Source organism: Massilia sp. DJPM01 (assembly GCF_030348125.1).
GTDB classification, from domain to species: Bacteria; Pseudomonadota; Gammaproteobacteria; order Burkholderiales; family Burkholderiaceae_D; genus Telluria_A; species Telluria_A frigida.
In genome coordinates, this window is record NZ_JAQOZV010000049.1 from 13869 (window position 1) to 32401 (window position 18533).

Sequence of the window (18533 nt, forward strand, 5' to 3'; positions counted from 1 at the left end):
GAGCGGTTAGCTGACCTTCACCACCGCATACCGCTCCAGCGTCTTCGCCCGCGCCTCGTCATGCCTGACAACCGGCGCCGGGTAATCCTTCCCCAGCACGACCTTCTTCTGCGCCAGCACCATCGGCGGCACCGTCCACGGCGCGTGAATTTCCTTGTCCGACAAGCCATCGAGCTGCGGCAGATAGCGCCGGATGAACTTCCCCTTGGCGTCAAATTTTTCGGACTGCGTCACCGGATTGAAAATCCTGAAGTAAGGCTGCGCATCGCATCCCGACGACGACGCCCACTGCCACCCGCCATTGTTCGACGACAGATCGAAGTCGTTCAGGTGCAGTGCGAAATACGCCTCCCCCCGGCGCCAGTCGATGCCCAGATCCTTGATCAGGAAGCAGGCCGTGACCATGCGCAGCCGGTTGTGCATGTAGCCGGTCTGGTTCAACTGGGCCATGGCCGCATCGACCAGCGGATAGCCGGTACGCCCTTCGCACCAGGCGGCAAACATCGCGTCGGCTTGCGCCCCGGTCTCGAACGCAATCGCATCGTAGGCCGGCTTGAACGCACGCTCGACCACGTGTGGATGGTTAAACAGGATCATGGCGTAGAAGTCGCGCCAGATCAGTTCCGACAGCCACACCGGCGCACCTTCGCCGCCAGCCCCGCGCGCGATCAACTGCGTCACCGTGCGCACCAGATGGCGCAGCGACAGGGTGCCGAAGCGCAGGTGGACCGACAGATACGACGGCCCCTTGACGGCAGGGTAGTTGCGCGCCTCTCCGTAGTCCGCAATGCGCCCGATGAAGTCCTCGAACAAGCGCGCCGCGCCGCTCATGCCGGCCGGGATCGACAAGGCCGCCAGATTGGTCGGCGCGAAACCGATCTCGCTCAACGCCGGCAGGCGTTCGTCGCCGCAAGGAGGCGCGAAGCGCGCCGCATGCGGCTCCACCGAATACGGTACCACGCAATCCGGTTCGGCCGCCATGCGTTTGAGCCAGGCGTTCTTGTACGGCGTGAACACCGAGAAGTTCTGGCCCGCCAGCGTGAGCACCTCGCTCTTCTCGAAAATGACCTGGTCCTTGTAGCTGAAAAAGCGCCGGCCATCGGCTTCCAGGCGGCTGGCCACGGCCGCATCGCGCGCGATGGCTTGCGGCTCGTAGTCGCCGTTGACGAAGACCGCATCCACGCCCAATTGCGCCGCAAGTGTTGGAATTGCCTGCGCCGCGTCGGCGTGGCGCACGATCAGAAAGCCGCCCAATTGACGCAATTCGGCATCGAGTTCGGCCAGGCTGGCATGAATGAACTCGACCCGGCGGTCCGCGCGCGGTAAACTGTCGAGGATTGTGTTATCGTAAATGAACACGCAATAAACGCTGTTCGACGATGTTAGCGCATGATGCAGCGCGGCGTGATCGAAGGCACGCAAGTCGCGGCGAAACCAGACGAGCGATTTACTCAATGTCATGATGGTGTTGGGTGTCAAGAATGGAAGGCGTATTATCGGCTACCATCGCAGTTAGCTGCGCGCGCGATGGCGCTTCCGGTGGGTGGCGGCCGCAAATCAGTGTAAACTATCGAAAATTCCATCGTTTTCCGGCCCGGATACTAGCAGTAAACATCAGAGAGCGAGCAGAGAGAGTGACGCATATGAAGAAAAGCAAAATCGGCAAAACTCTGCCCGTGCCCGGCATGTCGCAGGACGACGAGGTTCGTCTCGACGAGCGCAGCGCCCTGGCATCGGGGTCCGCCTTGAACCTGGCAAATCATTTCTTGATAGCGATGCCATCGATGCAGGACCCGATTTTCGGCGGCACCGTCGTCTACATCTGCGAGCACAATGACAAAGGCGTGCTTGGTGTCGTCATCAACAAGCCGACCGACATGACCATGGAAGTGCTGTTCGAGCGCATCGACCTGAAACTGGCAGATGGCTTGCGCACGGCCGTCGTCAATGAACCGATCATGTTCGGCGGCCCGGTGCAGGACGACCGCGGCTTCGTGCTGCACACGCCCGGCGCGCGCTATTCCTCGTCGCTGACGGTGACCGAGGACGTGGCCTTCACCACCTCGATCGACGTGCTCGAAGCGGTGGCCAACGGCGAGGGACCCCGGCGCCTGCTGGTGTCGATCGGCTATGCCGGCTGGAGCCCCGGCCAGCTGGAAGATGAAATCGGCCGCAATGGCTGGCTGACGGTGGCTGCCGACGCGCACGTGCTGTTCGACCTGCCGATCGAAGAGCGCTACAACGCCGCCATCAAACTGCTTGGCATCGACCCGCTGATGCTCGCCTCCGAGGCTGGCCATGCTTGACCATCACAGCGGGAACCGCGCGCGTGGCTGAAGCGGTGATTGAACTGGTACTCGGCTTCGATTTCGGCATCAAGCGTATTGGGATCGCCATGGGCAACACCCTGACCGGCCAGGCGCAGCCGCTCGCGGTGGTCAACGCCATCGACAATGCGGCGCGATTCAAGCAGATCGGCGACCTGATCGCCGCCTGGGCCCCGGCCCGCCTGGTGGTCGGCGAACCGCGCCACCCGGATGGCACGGAACACGACATGACGCTGCGCTGCCGCCGCTTCGCCAACCAGCTGCACGGGCGCTTCAACCTGCCGGTCACGCTGGTCGACGAACGCTATTCGTCGGCCGTGATCCACGCCAAACGCGGCCAGATCATCGACGACCAAGCCGCCTCCATCATTTTGCAACAATACTTTGACGACCATGCCAACAACAACTAATCAGCTCGACGCAATCAGGCAGTTCGACGCCGAGGCGCTGTACCAGACGCTGCTCGGCCAGGTGCGTGACGGCTTGCACGGGGTGCAGGACGCGGCGATCATCGGCATTCACTCGGGCGGCGCCTGGCTGGCCGAACGCCTCGCGGCGGACCTGGGCCTGAAAGACCGCCTGGGCTTCATCGACGTCTCGTTCTACCGCGACGACTTTGCCAAGAAGGGCCTGCATCCGGACGTGAAGCCGACGCACATCCTGTTCAACGTGGACCGCGCCACCATCGTGCTGGTGGACGATGTGCTCTACACCGGCCGCACCACGCGCGCGGCGATCAATGTGCTGTTCGACTATGGCCGCCCGGCGCGCATCATGCTGGCGGCACTGGCCGACCGCGGCGGGCGCGAACTGCCGGTGGCGGCCGATTTCGTCGCCACCGCCGTCGCGCTGGAAGCCCATCAGTCGCTTGCGCTGGCGCGTGCCGGCGACGGGCAATTTTCGCTCACCATAGAAGAAGACCATGCTTAATCCGCAACTGAATAAAAATGGCGAACTGCAGCACCTGTTAAGCATCGAAGGGCTGCCCAAGTCGATCGTCAACCATATCCTCGACACGGCGTCGAGCTTTGTCGGCATCTCCGACCGTGAAGTCAAGAAGGTGCCGCTCATGCGCGGCAAGAGCGTGTTCAACCTGTTCTTCGAGAACTCGACGCGCACCCGCACCACCTTCGAGATCGCCTCCAAGCGCCTGTCGGCCGACGTGATCAACCTGAATATCCAGGCGTCGTCGGCCAGCAAGGGCGAGTCGCTGCTCGACACCATCGACAACCTGTCGGCCATGCACGCCGATATGTTCGTGGTGCGCCACGCGCAGTCGGGCGCGCCCTACCTGATCGCCAAGCACCTGATCGACACGAAGCAGTCGCACGTCCATGTGGTCAACGCGGGCGATGGCCGCCACGCGCACCCGACCCAGGGCTTGCTCGACATGTACACGATCCGCCACTACAAGAAAGACTTCACCAATCTGCGCGTGGCCATTGTTGGCGACATCCTGCACAGCCGCGTGGCGCGTTCCGACATCCACGCGCTGACCACCCTGGGCGTGCCGGAAGTGCGCGCCATCGGCCCGCACACGCTGCTGCCGGGCGGGCTGGAACAGATGGGCGTGCGCGTGTTCACCAACATGGACGAGGGCCTGAAAGACGTCGACGTGATCATCATGCTGCGCTTGCAGAACGAGCGCATGAGCGGCGCGCTGCTGCCGTCGGCGCAGGAGTATTTCAAGAGCTACGGCCTGACGCCCGAGCGCCTGGCACTGGCCAAACCCGATGCGATCGTCATGCATCCGGGTCCGATGAACCGGGGCGTGGAAATCGATTCGGCCGTGGCCGATGGTGCGCAGGCGGTGATTTTGCCGCAGGTGACGTTCGGGATCGCGGTACGGATGGCGGTAATGAGTATTCTGGCAGGAGCGCAAGGGTGAACGTGAACAACCATCTTCATATCAAGAACGGGCGCCTGATCGACCCGGCCAACGGCATCGACACGGTCACCGACCTGTTTATCGTCGACGGCAAAGTGGCATCGACCGGCACGGCGCCAGCCGGTTTCAAGGCCGGCAACAGCATCGACGCCACCGGCCTGGTGGTCGCTCCCGGCCTGGTCGACCTGTCGGCGCGCCTGCGCGAGCCGGGCTACGAATACAAGGCCACCCTCAAGTCCGAGATGCAGGCGGCGATGCAGGGCGGCGTGACCAGCCTGATTTGCCCGCCCGATACCGATCCGGTGCTGGACGAGCCGGGCCTGGTCGAAATGCTCAAGTACCGTGCCGGCAAACTGCAGCAGGCGCACGTGCACCCATTGGGCGCGCTGACCATGGGCCTGAAGGGCAAGGCCCTGACCGAAATGGTGGAGCTGACGGAAGCGGGCTGTATCGGCTTTTCGCAGGCCGAGGAAGTCATCGAAGACACCACGGTGCTGCTGCGCGCCCTGCAGTACGCCAAAACCTTCGGCTTTACCGTGTGGGTGCGTCCGCAGGATGCGCACATCGGGCGCGGCGGCATCGCCCACAGCGGGCCGCTGGCATCGCGCCTTGGCCTGGCCGGGGTGCCGGTCATGTCCGAGACCATCGCGCTGCACACCGTGTTCGAACTGGTGCGCGCCACCGGCGCGCGCGTGCACCTGTGCCGCATGTCGTCCGCCGCCGGCCTTGACCTGGTGCGGGCGGCCAAGAAGGAAGGCTTGCCGGTCACCTGCGACGTGGCGGTGCACCATGTGCACATGACCGACGCCGACATCGGCTTTTTCGATTCCAACGCGCGCGTTACGCCGCCGTTCCGCAGCCAGCGCGACCGCGATGCGATCCGCGCCGCCCTGTACGACGGCACCATCGACGCGATCTGCTCCGACCACACCCCGGTCGACGACGACGAGAAGCTGCTGCCGTTCGGCGAAGCCTCTCCCGGCGCCACCGGCCTGGAACTGCTGCTGTCGCTGGCCATCAAGTGGGCCGACGATTACGCCAGCGTGCAGCATGGCGCGGCCGGGTCAAGCTCCCCGCTGGCGCGCGCCATCGCCAAGATCACGGCCGACGCGGCGCGCATTGCCGGCCTGGCGGTGGGCCAGCTGGCGCCGGGCGCCCCCGCCGACGTGGTGGTGTTCGATCCGGCCGCGCGCTGGACGGTCGAAGCGTCAGCGCTGGCCAGCCAGGGCAAGCACACGCCTTTCCTCGGCTATGAACTGGCCGGGCAGGTGAAGGCGACCATCGTGGGCGGACGCGTCGCGTTCCAGCGTTAAGATGACCGGCGGCGCGCGACGCCGCAGGCAAACCGGGCGCCATCGGCGCGCCCGGCATTCCCGTTCCTTTGGTGTCAATGAAGATCAAGCTCTATTTCCGGCTGTGCCGCGTGTTTTTCCATCTGCTGACCGGCCTGTCCGCGTGCGCATTCGTGTTCCCGTGGGCCAGCCACCGGCTGCGCGACCGCGTGACCCAGAGCTGGTCGCGACGGCTGGTGGGCATCTGCGGCGTGACGGTGACGCCATCGACCGGCGTGCCGGCGCTGGCGCACGCGATGGTGGTGGCCAACCACGTTTCGTGGCTCGATATCTTCGTGATCAATGCGCTGTACCCGTGCCGCTTCGTGGCCAAGTCGGAAATCCGCGAGTGGCCGGTGCTGGGCTGGCTGGCCGACAAGGGCGGCACGGTGTTTCTCGCGCGCGGCAACCGGCGCGACCTGCGCCAGATCTTCAAGGGCCTGGTGCTCAAGCTGGAGCAGGGCGAGCGCGTCGCCTTTTTTCCGGAAGGGACCACGGCTCCGCAGGGCACCCTGCTGCCCTTCCATGCCAATCTGTTCGAGGCGGCGGTGGATGCCAAAGTGATGGTGCAGCCGTACGCGGTGAGCTATGTGGATGCCAGCGGCGCGCCGCATCCATCGATTGAATTCATCGGCGAGATGACCTTCGCCGACAGCATGGTGGCGATTCTCTCCGGCCCGCCGGTCACCGCGCGCCTGATATGCCTGGAAGCGATGGATGGCGCCGGCGCGCACCGGCGCGACCTGTGCGCCGCCGCCCAAGTGGCCGTGGGCGCGGCGCTGGGCCAGCAGGCCGTCTAGGGCTTCTGTTTGCCGGGTTCCCTGTACTCGGGGCAGTCGACCTGCAGCAGGCTGCGGTCGTCCAGGCACAGGGCCGTCAGTTTGCCACCCCACACGCAGCCGCTATCGAGGCCGATGACGTCGGGGCGCAGCAGCAGGCCTAAGGCCGACCAGTGGCCGAACACCACGGTGGTGCCAAGGCTCCGGCGGCCGGGCAGGTCGAACCAGGGCCGCAGATTCGATCCGGGCGGCGCGCCCGCGCTTTCCTTTTCCTTGAAATCCATGCTGCCGTCGGGCGCGCACAGGCGCATGCGCGTGAGCGCGTTGACGATGCAGCGCAGGCGCGCGATGCCGGTGAGCGCATCGTCCCAGCGCGCCGGCTCGTTGCCGTACATCTCGCGCAAAAAATCGATCCAGCCCGGCCCGCGCAGCACCGTCTCGACTTCCGCCGCCAGCGCCATGGTTTGCGCCGCATCCCACTGGGGCGCCACGCCGGCATGCACCAGCAGGTGGCCTTTGGCCATCATGGCCAGCGGGCGATGGCGCAGCCAGTCGATCAATTGATCGCGGTCGGGCGCGCCGAGGATGGCGTCCAAGGTGTCGGATTTCGACATCTTTTGCGCGCCCACGGCCACCGCCAGCAGGTGCAGGTCGTGGTTGCCGAGCAGGGCGTCACTGGTGCCGCCGCTGGCGCGCGCGCGCGCCGCCACCTGGCGCAAGGCGTCCAGCGAGGCCGGGCCGCGGTTGATCAGGTCACCCACGAACAGCACCCGCGCCTGTCCCGCGGCATCGTCATCGATGCGCTTGAGCAGGACGGCGGCTTCGTGGGCGCACCCTTGGAGGTCGCCAATTACGTAAGTTCTTAACAATTAAATTCCAGTACTGGCGGGTTTCACATAAAATCGTGGTTTCAAATTTCCGACCTCCGCGGATACTAAATGATTTTTGTAACCGGTGGTGCCGGTTTTATCGGATCCAATTTCATCCTCGACTGGCTGGCGCGCAGCGACGAGCCGGTATTGAATCTGGATAAGCTGACGTATGCAGGCAATCTGAATAATCTTGCGCGGCTCAAGGACGACCCGCGCCACCTGTTCGTGCAGGGCGATATCGGCAACCGCGCGCTGGTGGCGCAGCTCCTGGCGCGGCATCGCCCGCGCGCGCTGCTCCATTTCGCCGCCGAGAGCCATGTGGACCGCTCGATCGACGCCCCGGGCGAGTTCATCGCCACCAATATCAACGGCACCTTCGCGCTGCTCGAAGCGGCGCGCGCGTATTGGCAGGACCTGGCAAGCGCGCCGAAAAGCGCGTTTCGCTTCCTGCACGTGTCGACCGATGAAGTGTATGGCACGCTCGGTCCGGCCGATCCGGCGTTTACCGAGCACACCGCGTATGCGCCAAACAGCCCGTATGCGGCCTCCAAGGCGGCCTCGGACCATCTGGTGCGGGCCTGCCATCACACCTACGGCTTGCCGACCCTGACCAGCAATTGCTCGAACAACTATGGTCCCTACCAGTTCCCCGAAAAGCTGATTCCCCTGATGATCGCCAATGCGCTGGCCGGAAAGCCGCTGCCGCTGTACGGCGACGGGCAGCAGGTGCGCGACTGGCTGTATGTGGGCGACCACTGCGCGGCGCTGCGCCGCATCCTCGATTGCGGGCGGCCGGGCCAGGTGTATAACGTCGGCGGCTGCAATGAAATGAAGAATATCGATGTGATCCACACCCTGTGCGATCTGCTGGACGGCGCGGCCCCGCGCGCGGCCAGTTATCGCAGCCAGATCGCGCATGTGGCGGACCGTCCGGGCCACGACCGGCGTTATGCCGTCGATAGCGGCAAGCTGCAGCGCGAATTGGGCTGGCGCCCGGCCGAGAGTTTCGGCAGCGGTATCGCCAATACCGTGCGCTGGTACCTGGAGCAGCGCGCATGGGCGGAAGATATCGCCTCGGGCGCTTATCGTCATGCGGGAGCGGCGGCATGACGGCGCCAATGGCGCGCAAGGGCATTATCCTGGCGGGCGGCTCCGGATCGCGCCTGTATCCGGTCACCACCAGCGTCTCCAAGCAGTTGCTGCCGGTGTACGACAAGCCGATGATTTATTATCCGCTCACGACCCTGATGCTGGCCGGGATACGCGATATCCTGATCATTTCGACGCCGCAGGATACGCCGCGTTTTCACGCGCTGCTGGGCGACGGCAGCGCCTGGGGCATTAACCTGCGCTACGCGGTGCAGGCGGCGCCCGATGGCCTGGCGCAAGCCTTCGTTATCGGGCGCGAGTTTGTCGGCGCGCAACCTTCAGCGCTGATTTTGGGCGATAACATTTATTACGGTCATGGACTTGATCATAAATTGAATATGGCCAATGCGCGCACCGATGGCGCCACGGTATTCGCGTATCACGTGCACGATCCGGAACGCTACGGGGTGGTGGAATTCGACCAGGACCAGAATGCGCTGTCGATCGAAGAAAAGCCGTTGCTGCCGAAATCGCATTACGCGGTGACCGGCCTGTATTTTTACGACAGGCAGGTGTGCGACATCGCCGCCGCGATCCGGCCGTCGGCACGCGGCGAGCTGGAGATTACCGATGTTAACCGCGCCTATCTGGCCACCGGGCAATTGCGGGTGGAAGTGATGGGGCGCGGACTGGCCTGGCTCGATACCGGTACCCACGAATCGCTATTGGACGCCTCACAATTTATTGCCACAATCGAGAAGCGGCAGGGTTTGAAAGTCGCGGTCCCCGAAGAAATTGCTTACCGCAAGGGTTTTATCAGCGCCGCCGACCTGGAAGCGCTGGCCCAGCCGATAAAAGATAATGCTTACGGGCAGTATTTGCTGCACATCTTAAATGATAGGATTTTCTGATGAAAGTCACACCAACCGCCATGCCCGAAGTGCTGATCCTGGAGCCGCGCGTGTTCGGCGACGACCGGGGCTTTTTCTTCGAGAGTTTCAACGAGCGCAAGTTCGAGCAACTGACCGGTGTCAGCGCCCATTTTGTCCAGGATAACCATTCCAAATCGGCCAGGAATGTCTTGCGCGGCCTGCATTATCAGATCAGCCAGCCGCAAGGCAAACTGGTGCGCGCCAGCGCCGGTTCCATCTATGACGTGGTGGTCGATCTGCGCAAATCATCGGCCTTTTTCGGGCGCTGGATCGGGGTCGATTTATCGGCCGAAAACCAGCGTCAGCTGTGGATTCCGCCCGGCTTCGCGCACGGCTTCATGGTCACCAGCGAGAGCGCCGAAGTCCAGTACAAAACCACCGATTACTGGGCGCCCGAGCTGGAACGGGTGATTTTGTGGAACGATCCCGATATCGGTATCGAGTGGCCCTTGCGCGGACTGCCCATGCTATCGGGCAAGGATAGCAAGGGTGCGCCGCTGTCCCAGTCCGACGTGTTCCCGTGAAGATTTTACTCACCGGCGCCAGCGGGCAAGTCGGGCATGAACTGGCGCGCAGCCTGCGCCCGCTGGGCGAACTGGTCGCGCCCGGGCACGCGCAGTGCGACCTGGCCGATCTCGACCAGCTGCGCGCCGTGCTGCGCGCTGTGCGGCCCCATCTGATCGTCAACGCGGCCGCCTACACGGCCGTGGACCGGGCCGAGGGCGAGGGCGCGCTGGCGATGCGCATCAACGCCGACGCGCCCGCCCTGATGGCGCAGGAAGCCCGCGCGCTGGGGGCCGCGCTGCTGCATTATTCCACCGATTACGTGTTCGACGGCAGCAGCGCGGGCGCCTACGCCGAGACCGATACGCCGGCGCCGCTGAATGTCTATGGCCAGAGCAAGCTTGCCGGCGAGCAGGCGATTGCCGCCGCCGGCATTCCGCACCTGATTTTGCGCACCAGTTGGCTATATGGCATGCACGGCAATAATTTTCTCCTGACCATGTTGCGCCTGGCGCGCGAACGCACGCAGTTGCGCATCGTCGCCGACCAGCACGGCGCGCCCACCTGGAGCCGCACGGTGGCCGACACCAGCGCGCAGCTGCTGGGACTGGCGCTGGCGGGTGGCGCGCCCTGGTGGGAGCGGCACGGCGGCCTGTACCACCTCGGCAGCCAGGGCCAGACCAGCTGGGCCGGCTTTGCCGAGGCGATTTTCGGCGCGACCGGAATGGCCTGCGAGGTGATCCCGATCAGCGCCGCCGAGTACGGCGCCAGCGCGCCCCGGCCCGCCAATTCGCGCTTGAATTGCGCCAGGTTGATGGCCTTGTGCGGCCCCCTGCCGCACTGGCGCGCGGCCCTGGCCGACTGCCTGGCCGGGGCGGGCGCGAGCGGCGCCGTCGGCCAGGAGTGAGCAAAAGTGCCGCAACAGGCGCCGATAGCGCTCTTTTTTGCATAAAACCTGCGCATCGTCGGCCGCCAGCCCCCATCCAGGCGTAATTAAGGGGCGGGTAATCCGGTACAATCACGGATTACCTCCACACCAGATCATGGCGACGGCAACACTCACCGCATGCGTTGGTCCGCCGGGTAGGGCACGAGCCTGCCCGCGTTTTTGCATATATAAATAATAATGTTTTCATTTCTCGTGAGTTTCGTCGCTTCCGCCTTGCTGACCCTGCTTGTGATCAAGCAGGCCAGGCTGCATGGTCCCGCGCTCGATGCCGATTTTTTCGGCGTGCAAAAAGTCCACTCGCATACCGTGGCGCGCATTGGCGGGCTGCCGATTTTCATGGCGGTCGTCATCAGTGCGCTCATTTCGATCTGGCGCGTGCCGGCCATGGCGGGCTGGCTGATGTCGCTGATGCTGTGCGCCGGCGTGGCATTTGTCGGCGGCATCGTGGAAGACTATACCGGCAATGTCAGCGCGCTGCGCCGCCTGGTATTGACGATGGCGGCCGCCTTGCTCGGTTATTTCTTGCTCGACGCCAAACTCGACCGCATTGACTTTCCCTTCAGTTCGTGGCGCATCATGTATATCTGGGTGGCGCTGCCGCTGACCGTGCTGGCGGTGGCCGGGATCGCCAATGCGATTAATATCATCGACGGCTTTAATGGCCTGGCCAGCGTGGTAACCATTTGTATGCTGATCTCGCTCGGTTATGTGGCGTGGCAGGTGGGCGATGTGTTCGTGCTGGTGGCGGCGCTGATGGTGGCGGGCGCCACGGCTGGCTTCCTGATCTGGAATTACCCGGTCGGCCTGATATTCCTGGGCGACGGCGGCGCGTATTTTATCGGCTTCATGCTGGGCGAGCTGGCGCTGCTGCTGGTAATGCGCAACCCCGATGTGTCGACCTGGTATGCGGCTTTGCTGCTGATATATCCGGCGTTTGAAACGATTTTCTCCGCCTATCGCCGCATGTTCTTGCGCGGCAAATCTCCCGCGATGCCCGATGGAATTCACTTGCACAGCCTGATTTTCCGGCGCATCGTGCAATGGGCGGTGGGACGCAAAGAAGCGCGCGCCCTGATGCGCCGCAATTCGCTAACATCGCCCTACCTGTGGATGTTTTCGCTGATGGCGGTAATCCCGGCCACGGTGTTCTGGAAAGACACGGGCGTATTGATTTTTTTCTGTTTATTGTTCGTCGTCAGTTATGTGTGGCTGTATGCGCGTATTGTTCGATTTAAGTCACCGCGCTGGCTCATTCTTCGCAAGAAGGACTAGCATTAATACACGGATGTAGTATATTGCGACAATTGGTGAGTTTTCACTTAATTTGTTTCAACCCCACTTTGAAGGAACGATGATGGATCTGTCAAATATGTCCGTTGGTGACCTGCGCAACCTGCAGGATCAAATCAAGCAAGAAATGAAGAAGCGCGAGCACCAGGAAGTCGCCAAGGCGCGCGAACAGATCCTGGCAATTGCACAGAGCGTTGGTGTGCCACTAAAGGATCTGATTGGCACCGGCATCCGCGCCAAGACCGGCAGCGTGGCCGTGCGTTATCGTCATCCGGACAATGCAGCCCAACAATGGACCGGCCGTGGCCGTCAGCCGAAATGGGTCAAGGAATGGGTCGAAGGCGGCAAAGACATCGACAAGCTGCGCGTCTAGTCGTTTTCCATGTAGCGGCAAGATCCGCGGGCCGGCAATTCCCAACAGCCCCGCTTGCCGCTACAATATCAACCACGTTCTTTTAAGCGCTTTCCCCCACATTCATCCCGACGCACTGTTTGCAAGCCCGGTACCGCCTGTTCCTGCATGGCGCACGCCAGCATCCTGCCGCGCCGCGACTCTCCTAAGGTTTCTATCCCATGCTTCCACTTTCCAAGACGATCTTCAAAGCCTACGACATTCGCGGGGTGATCGGCAGTACGCTCGACGCCGGCATCGCGCACCAGATCGGCCAGGCCTTCGGCACGGCCGCGCTGGCCAAGGGCGAGCGCATCGTCGTGATCGGCCGCGATGGGCGCCTGTCCGGCCCGGAACTGACGGCAGCGCTGGCGCAAGGCTTGCAAGCGGCCGGCGTCGATGTGATCGACCTGGGCGTGGTGGTGACGCCGATGGTCTACTTCGGCACCAATGTGCTGGGCGCGGCCTCGGGCATCATGGTCACGGGCAGCCACAATCCGCCCAACTACAACGGTTTCAAGATGGTGCTGGCCGGCGAAGCGATTCACGGCGAAACCATCCAGGCGCTGTTTCACAGCATAACCGACAGCATCGCCGCGCATGACGGCAGCGCCGCCCCGACGCCGGGCGCCTACCGCACCCACGATATCCGCGCCGCTTACCTGGAGCGCATCATCGGCGACGTCAAGCTGGCGCGCCCGATGAAAATCGCGGTCGACTGCGGCAACGGCGTGGCCGGCGCCTTTGCCGGCGACCTGTATCGCGGCATGGGCTGCGAAGTGATCGAACTGTTCTGCGAAGTGGACGGCACCTTCCCGAACCACCATCCCGATCCGGCCCATCCGGAAAACCTGCAAGACCTGATCCGCTGCCTGCAAGAGACCGATGCCGAAATCGGTATCGCCTTCGACGGCGACGGCGACCGCCTGGGCGTGGTCACCAAGGATGGCCAGATCATCTATCCGGACCGCCAGATGATGCTGTTCGCGGCCGATGTCCTGTCGCGCAATCCGGGCGCCGAGATTTTGTACGACGTCAAATGCACGCGCCACCTGGCGCCGTGGATCAGCAAGCATGGCGGCCGTCCCCTGATGTGGAAGACCGGCCACTCGCTGGTCAAGGCCAAGCTGCGCGAAACCGGCGCCCCGCTGGGCGGCGAAATGAGCGGCCATATCTTCTTCAAGGACCGCTGGTACGGTTTCGACGACGGCCTGTATTCCGGCGCGCGCCTGCTGGAACTGCTCACCAAAGAGAGCGATCCGTCGGCCATGATGAACGCGCTGCCGCAGTCCGACAGCACGCCCGAACTGCACCTGCACCTGGCCGAAGGCGAGAACGTGGCCCTGATCGAGCGCCTGCGCAATGAAGCGACTTTCCCCGGTTCCGAGCGCATCATCGACATCGACGGCCTGCGCGTCGAATATCCGGATGGCTTTGGCCTGGCGCGATCGTCCAACACCACGCCGGTGGTGGTGATGCGCTTCGAAGCGGAAACGCCGGAAGCGCTGCGCCGCATCCAGAGCGAATTCCGGCGCGTGATCGTGGCCGTGCGGCCCGACGCCGAACTGCCGTTCTGAGCGCGAGCCCCGCTTGGCGCGCCTGAACATCCTGCTGGTGCGCGTTTCGTCTTTGGGCGACGTGCTGCACAACCTGCCGATGGTGGCCGATATCCTGCGCCACCATCCCGACGCCAATATCGACTGGGTGGTGGAGGAGGGCTATGTCAGCCTGGTGCGCCTGAACCCGCACGTGCGCCGCATCATTCCGTTCGCCTTGCGGCGCTGGCGCAAGAGCCTCGGCAAGAAGGAAACGCGCGCCGAGATCCGCGCCTTCTTCAAGGCCGTGCGCGAAGAACAGTACGACTACGTGTTCGACACCCAGGGCTTGCTCAAGACCGGCATCATCATGGGCGCCGCGCGCGTGACCAGGGGCGGGCGCAAGGTGGGCCTGGCCAACGGCAGCGAAGGCTCGGGCTACGAAGGCATCTCGCGCATCTTCCACACCCACAGCATTGCCACCGATCCGCGCACGCACGCGGTGGCGCGCGGACGCCTGGTGGCAGGTGCGGCGCTCGGCTACGCGCTCGACACCCAGCCCGACTTCGGCTTGCCGGGACCGGAGCACGCCAAGCGCCCGGCATGGATGCCGGCCGGGGATTACGCGGTGTTCTTCCATGGGACCGCGCGCAACGCCAAGAAATGGGCGCCCGAGAACTGGATCGCCACCGGACGTGCGCTCGCGCCCATGCCGGTGCTGCTGGCCTGGGGTTCGCCCGTCGAGAAAGCCGAAGCCGAAACGCTGGCGGCCAGCCTGCCGAATGCCACCGTGCTGCCCAAGCTGTCGATGGATGAAGCGGTCAGCCTGGCGCGCAACGTGGCGCTGGCGATCGGCGTGGACACCGGCCTGACCCACATCGCCGCCGCCTTCATGCGCCCCGTGATCGAGATTTATTGCGACTCGCCCAAGTGGAAAACCGAAGGCAACTGGTCGCCGCACATCATCAACCTGGGCGACAAGGGCGCACCGCCCGCGGTGGCCGAGGTACTGGCCGCCGTGAAGCAACTGCGGGGCGCGGCCTGATGCGCACCTTCTACAGCGTCATGTGGTACCTGGCCTTGCCGCTGGTGCTGGGGCGCCTGTGGTGGCGCGGCTTCAAGGAACCGGGCTACCGCCAGCACTGGCGCGAGCGGCTCGGCTTCTACGGCGGCCGCGTGGCCGGCTGGCACACGATCTGGGTGCATGCGGTGTCGGTCGGCGAAACGCGCGCCGCCGAACCGCTGATCGACGCGCTGGCCGAGGCGTATCCCGACAGCCGCATCGTACTGACCCATATGACCCCCACCGGGCGCGCCACCGGCAAGGCGCTGTTTTCCAAACATGGCGAGCGCCTGGTCCAGGCCTATCTGCCGTACGACACGATGGGCATGGTGAACCGCTTCATCCGCCAGTTCACGCCGCGCATCTGCATCCTGATGGAGACCGAAGTCTGGCCCAACCTGATCGCCGCCTGCGGCGAGCGCATTCCGGTCGCGCTGGTCAATGCACGCCTGTCGGAACGCTCGCTGCGGCGCGGCCAGCGCTTCGGCAAGCTGATGACCGATGCCGGCCGTGGCATCGCCCTGGTGGCGGCCCAGACCGAGGCTGACGCGGCGCGCCTGCGCTCTTTCGGCGCGCCCAAGGTGGAAGTCACCGGCAGCATCAAGTTCGACGTGGTGGTGCCCGATGCGGCGCTGGAGACGGGCGCCTGGCTGCGTGCGCGGATCGGCGAACGCCCGGTGCTGCTGTGCGCCAGCACGCGCGACGGCGAGGAAGCCCTGATCCTCGACGCGTTCAGGAAAATGACGCTGCCGGCCGGACCGGCGCCGCTCCTGATGATCGTGCCGCGCCACCCGCAGCGTTTCGATGACGTGGCGGCGCTGGTCAGGGAACGCGGCTTTTCGCTGCGGCGCCGCTCGGCCATCGGGCAGGAGGATCTCGACGCGCAGGTACTGCTGGGAGACTCGATGGGCGAAATGTTCGCCTACTACGCCGCATGCGACGTGGCCTTCGTGGGCGGCAGCTTGCTGCCGCTGGGCGGGCAAAACCTGATCGAGCCGTGCGCCCTGGGCAAACCGGTGCTGGTCGGCCCGCACACCTTCAATTTTGCGCTGGCCACCGAAGACGCGATCGCCGACGGTGGCGCGATTCGCGTGCCCGATGCCGGCGTGCTGCTCAGCGAAGCGGCGCGCCTGCTCGCCGACCCCGCCGCGCGTGCCGCCATGGGTGCGCAGGCCGCCGCATACGCGCAACGGCACCGTGGCGCGACCGCGCGCACAGTTGGTTTATTGCGACGATTGATCTATTAGGCTTTGGTAACATGTGACCACAACAAATATAACTGGGGAAACGCATGTGGTTCATTCATCCAAAGCCGGTGGGCAGCCGCAAGCCCGTCGCCGTGCTGGTTCAACGCGAACGGCTCGATTCAGCAAACCGCGTCACCATTGACGCGCCGATGATGCCGCTGCCGGTGCTCGGACCGGGCCTGGTGCCGGCGGCCGCACCGGAGACGGTGCAGTTTTCGGTGCGCTATGCGCTGCCGGAATATGTCAGCTTCATGTGGCAGCACGCCGGATATATCATCCGCCGCCGCCGCATTGGTACTCTTGCTACGTATTGGATGCAAACCAAGAGTACCTCGTCCGCGGCCTTGCATTTCGTCACGCAGGGGCGTTCCCGGAATACCTATGAATTCACGATCGACACGCATGGCATCGTGCGCGCCAGCCGCAGTGGCGTGACCCTGGTACCGTGGGGCGATGTGTATGCGATCCGGCGCTATTCGCGCGGCTTCATGATGGTTCTCAAGCGCGGCACCCTGCCGGTACCGTTCCGCTGCCTGAACGCCGCGCAGGGCGAGAGCATGGTCCGCTTCAGCGAGTCGCTGCGGGCCGCCACGCGGCTCTGAGAGCGCGCTGCGCGTCAGGCGCTGAACACCACCGGCATTTCCTGCGAGCGCTGCTTGAGCGCCGTCCTGGCGCCGTCATAATCGGGATACACCGACTCCACCCTGGCCCAGAAGCGCGCACTGTGGTTCATTTCGATCAGGTGCGCCAGTTCGTGCGCCACCACGTAGTCGACCAGCGGCAGCGCGTAGTGGATCAGGCGCCAGTTCAGGCGGATGTGGCCATCGACGGTGCACGAACCCCAGCGCGTGCCGGCCGACGACAGCGCCAGCGAGGCGTGGCGCACGCCCAGTTTTGCCCCATACAGGTCGAGCCGGTCGGCGAACAGGCGCTTGGCCTCGGCCTGGAACCAGATCTTCACCCGTTCCTGCAACTGCCATTCGGCCAGCCCGGCCACCACGCCCACCGTCAGCACGCGCGCATCCGCATCGAACTCGCAGCGGCTGCGCGGCGCCTCGATCAGGCGCAGCGTGATGTTGGCGCCCAGGTAGGGCAGCTGGGCGCCGTCGATCCACACCACCGGCGCGCGTTCCTGGCGCAGTGCGCGCCGCTCGCCGCGTTCGCGCAGCTTGGTGATGATCCAGCGCTGCTTGGCGCGGATGGCGTTGTCGATGTCGGCCAGGGTGATGCGCCTGGGCGCGGTGACGCGCAGGCCATGGTCGTCGATCATGAAACCGATCGAGCGCCGGCTGGAGCGGCGCAATTCAAATTCGAGGCTGTGGGGGCCGAGCTGGATGCGCCGCAGCGGTGGCGCGTCCGGTGCGCGCAGCGGCGTGGGGAAAACGACTTTGGGCGGCGCCGGCGGCGCCTTGAACAGCGGCTGCGGCGCGATCGACTGCTTTGCGGCCGGTTCCAGCGCCGCAAAAAAATCCTGGGCGAATAATTCGAGCTGGTCGCCGTTGATCTTGGGAGAGGACTCGGTCTGCTGCGGCGCCGCTGCCTGGATCAGGGCGCCGACCCCGCTCAGCCAGCGCTGTAGACGTGGGGCGAAATGACGCGCATTTCGGATTCTATCCAATTTTCTACCTCGTGCATCAAGCTGTCAGGGGTGTGCCCGTCCGGTGAAATCGGTTTGCCGATCGATACCGTGATCACACCAGGGCGTTTCAGAAAAGAGTTCTTGGGCCAGCATTCACCTGAATTATGCGCGATCGGCACCACCACCGCATTGGTTTCAATCGCCAGGCGCGTTCCGCCGCTTTTGTATTTACCTTTTTGTCCGACCGGGATGCGGGTCCCTTCAGGGAACATGATAATCCATTGGCCGCTGGCCAGGCGGCGTTTGCCATGCGCGACCACGTGCTTGAAGGCGTTCTTGCCCCGCTTGCGGTCGATCGGGATCATGCGCAGCAGCGCCATGGCCCAGCCGAAGAAGGGGATATACAAGATCTCCTTCTTGAACACGAACACCAGGGGACGGGTCAGGTTCGGCAGCAGGAAAATCGTCTCCCACGCCGACTGGTGTTTCGACAGCACGATGGCCGGTTCGTCGGGCAGGTTCTCGTAACCCTTGAATTCATAATGGATGCCGCAAATGACCTTGGCGCACCAGATCACGAAGACGTTCCAGCGCGAGGTGACCCAGAAGCGTTTGTTGTACGGCAGCGGCGCGGCCAGGAAGCATACGCAGGCCCACACGATGGTGGCAATCGCCATGACCACGGTAAACAGCATGGAACGCAGGAACAGGATGGTATGACGCAAAGAAGTCTCCGGGGATGCGTGAGTCGATGGGG

At 64.2% G+C, this 18533-nt stretch carries 20 protein-coding genes; 16 read left to right on the forward strand and 4 right to left on the reverse strand.

Annotated features, from left to right (window positions below):
• Positions 1 to 6: 6 nt before the first annotated feature.
• Positions 7 to 1461, reverse strand: a complete 1455-nt coding sequence (locus PO883_RS25475; protein ID WP_289312243.1) for a deoxyribodipyrimidine photo-lyase — start codon at positions 1459 to 1461, stop codon at positions 7 to 9.
• 182 nt (positions 1462 to 1643) lie between these two features.
• On the opposite strand from PO883_RS25475, the gene PO883_RS25480 reads away from it, so the two are divergent.
• From PO883_RS25480 to PO883_RS25505, 6 genes are all read left to right on the forward strand, one after another.
• Positions 1644 to 2306 carry a YqgE/AlgH family protein gene (locus PO883_RS25480; protein ID WP_289312244.1) on the forward strand — a complete coding sequence of 221 codons (663 nt, stop codon included), beginning with the start codon at positions 1644 to 1646 and terminating at the stop codon, positions 2304 to 2306.
• Positions 2307 to 2395: 89 nt separating this feature from the next.
• Positions 2396 to 2737 carry a Holliday junction resolvase RuvX gene (gene ruvX, locus PO883_RS25485; protein WP_229413812.1) on the forward strand — a complete coding sequence of 114 codons (342 nt, stop codon included), beginning with the start codon at positions 2396 to 2398 and terminating at the stop codon, positions 2735 to 2737.
• A complete protein-coding gene (pyrR, locus tag PO883_RS25490) occupies positions 2721 to 3257 on the forward strand; it encodes a bifunctional pyr operon transcriptional regulator/uracil phosphoribosyltransferase PyrR (protein ID WP_289312245.1) in 537 nt (178 codons plus the stop codon). Before ruvX ends, pyrR begins: the two co-directional genes overlap by 17 nt.
• Positions 3250 to 4215 (forward strand): aspartate carbamoyltransferase catalytic subunit, encoded by a 966-nt coding sequence (locus tag PO883_RS25495; protein WP_099875215.1) that lies wholly within the window; start codon positions 3250 to 3252, stop codon positions 4213 to 4215. The genes pyrR and PO883_RS25495 overlap by 8 nt, the downstream gene beginning before the upstream one ends.
• Positions 4216 to 4217: 2 nt before the next feature.
• Entirely contained in the window at positions 4218 to 5528 is a 1311-nt protein-coding gene (locus PO883_RS25500; RefSeq protein ID WP_289312246.1) for a dihydroorotase, read from the forward strand.
• A gap of 77 nt (positions 5529 to 5605) precedes the next feature.
• Positions 5606 to 6346: a 1-acyl-sn-glycerol-3-phosphate acyltransferase gene (locus PO883_RS25505; RefSeq protein ID WP_289312247.1), complete on the forward strand. Its 741-nt coding sequence runs from the start codon at positions 5606 to 5608 to the stop codon at positions 6344 to 6346.
• On the opposite strand, the gene PO883_RS25510 is transcribed toward PO883_RS25505, so the two are convergent.
• Entirely contained in the window at positions 6343 to 7194 is an 852-nt protein-coding gene (locus PO883_RS25510) for a symmetrical bis(5'-nucleosyl)-tetraphosphatase (RefSeq protein ID WP_289312248.1), read from the reverse strand. The two genes, PO883_RS25505 and PO883_RS25510, sit on opposite strands and share 4 nt — an antisense overlap.
• Before the next feature lie 69 nt (positions 7195 to 7263).
• On the opposite strand from PO883_RS25510, the gene rfbB reads away from it, so the two are divergent.
• The 10 genes from rfbB (at position 7264) to PO883_RS25560 (ending at position 16799) form a co-directional block, all read left to right on the forward strand.
• Positions 7264 to 8307 (forward strand): dTDP-glucose 4,6-dehydratase, encoded by a 1044-nt coding sequence (gene rfbB, locus PO883_RS25515; protein WP_289312249.1) that lies wholly within the window; start codon positions 7264 to 7266, stop codon positions 8305 to 8307.
• Positions 8304 to 9197: a glucose-1-phosphate thymidylyltransferase RfbA gene (rfbA, locus tag PO883_RS25520; protein ID WP_289312250.1), complete on the forward strand. Its 894-nt coding sequence runs from the start codon at positions 8304 to 8306 to the stop codon at positions 9195 to 9197. Before rfbB ends, rfbA begins: the two co-directional genes overlap by 4 nt.
• Positions 9197 to 9742, forward strand: a complete 546-nt coding sequence (gene rfbC, locus PO883_RS25525) for a dTDP-4-dehydrorhamnose 3,5-epimerase (protein ID WP_289312251.1) — start codon at positions 9197 to 9199, stop codon at positions 9740 to 9742. The genes rfbA and rfbC overlap by 1 nt, the downstream gene beginning before the upstream one ends.
• Positions 9739 to 10629 (forward strand): dTDP-4-dehydrorhamnose reductase, encoded by an 891-nt coding sequence (rfbD, locus tag PO883_RS25530; RefSeq protein WP_289312252.1) that lies wholly within the window; start codon positions 9739 to 9741, stop codon positions 10627 to 10629. Before rfbC ends, rfbD begins: the two co-directional genes overlap by 4 nt.
• Positions 10630 to 10848: 219 nt before the next feature.
• Positions 10849 to 11943 (forward strand): glycosyltransferase family 4 protein, encoded by a 1095-nt coding sequence (locus PO883_RS25535; protein WP_289312253.1) that lies wholly within the window; start codon positions 10849 to 10851, stop codon positions 11941 to 11943.
• A gap of 82 nt (positions 11944 to 12025) precedes the next feature.
• On the forward strand, positions 12026 to 12334 hold the full coding sequence (locus PO883_RS25540; RefSeq protein ID WP_054268487.1) for an H-NS family nucleoid-associated regulatory protein: 309 nt from the start codon (positions 12026 to 12028) through the stop codon (positions 12332 to 12334).
• Between the two features lie 200 nt (positions 12335 to 12534).
• Entirely contained in the window at positions 12535 to 13929 is a 1395-nt protein-coding gene (locus PO883_RS25545) for a phosphomannomutase/phosphoglucomutase (protein WP_289312254.1), read from the forward strand.
• A gap of 22 nt (positions 13930 to 13951) precedes the next feature.
• On the forward strand, positions 13952 to 14932 hold the full coding sequence (waaC, locus tag PO883_RS25550) for a lipopolysaccharide heptosyltransferase I (RefSeq protein WP_289312276.1): 981 nt from the start codon (positions 13952 to 13954) through the stop codon (positions 14930 to 14932).
• A complete protein-coding gene (gene waaA / locus PO883_RS25555) occupies positions 14932 to 16197 on the forward strand; it encodes a lipid IV(A) 3-deoxy-D-manno-octulosonic acid transferase (protein ID WP_289312255.1) in 1266 nt (421 codons plus the stop codon). Before waaC ends, waaA begins: the two co-directional genes overlap by 1 nt.
• A gap of 44 nt (positions 16198 to 16241) precedes the next feature.
• A complete protein-coding gene (locus PO883_RS25560) occupies positions 16242 to 16799 on the forward strand; it encodes a YcxB family protein (RefSeq protein WP_289312256.1) in 558 nt (185 codons plus the stop codon).
• Between the two features lie 14 nt (positions 16800 to 16813).
• Here the strand turns inward: PO883_RS25560 and PO883_RS25565 are convergent, their stop codons facing one another.
• Both PO883_RS25565 and PO883_RS25570 read right to left on the reverse strand, forming a co-directional pair.
• Positions 16814 to 17746 (reverse strand): M48 family metallopeptidase, encoded by a 933-nt coding sequence (locus tag PO883_RS25565; RefSeq protein WP_289312277.1) that lies wholly within the window; start codon positions 17744 to 17746, stop codon positions 16814 to 16816.
• Between the two features lie 14 nt (positions 17747 to 17760).
• On the reverse strand, positions 17761 to 18501 hold the full coding sequence (locus PO883_RS25570; RefSeq protein WP_289312257.1) for a 1-acyl-sn-glycerol-3-phosphate acyltransferase: 741 nt from the start codon (positions 18499 to 18501) through the stop codon (positions 17761 to 17763).
• Positions 18502 to 18533 lie beyond the last annotated feature (32 nt).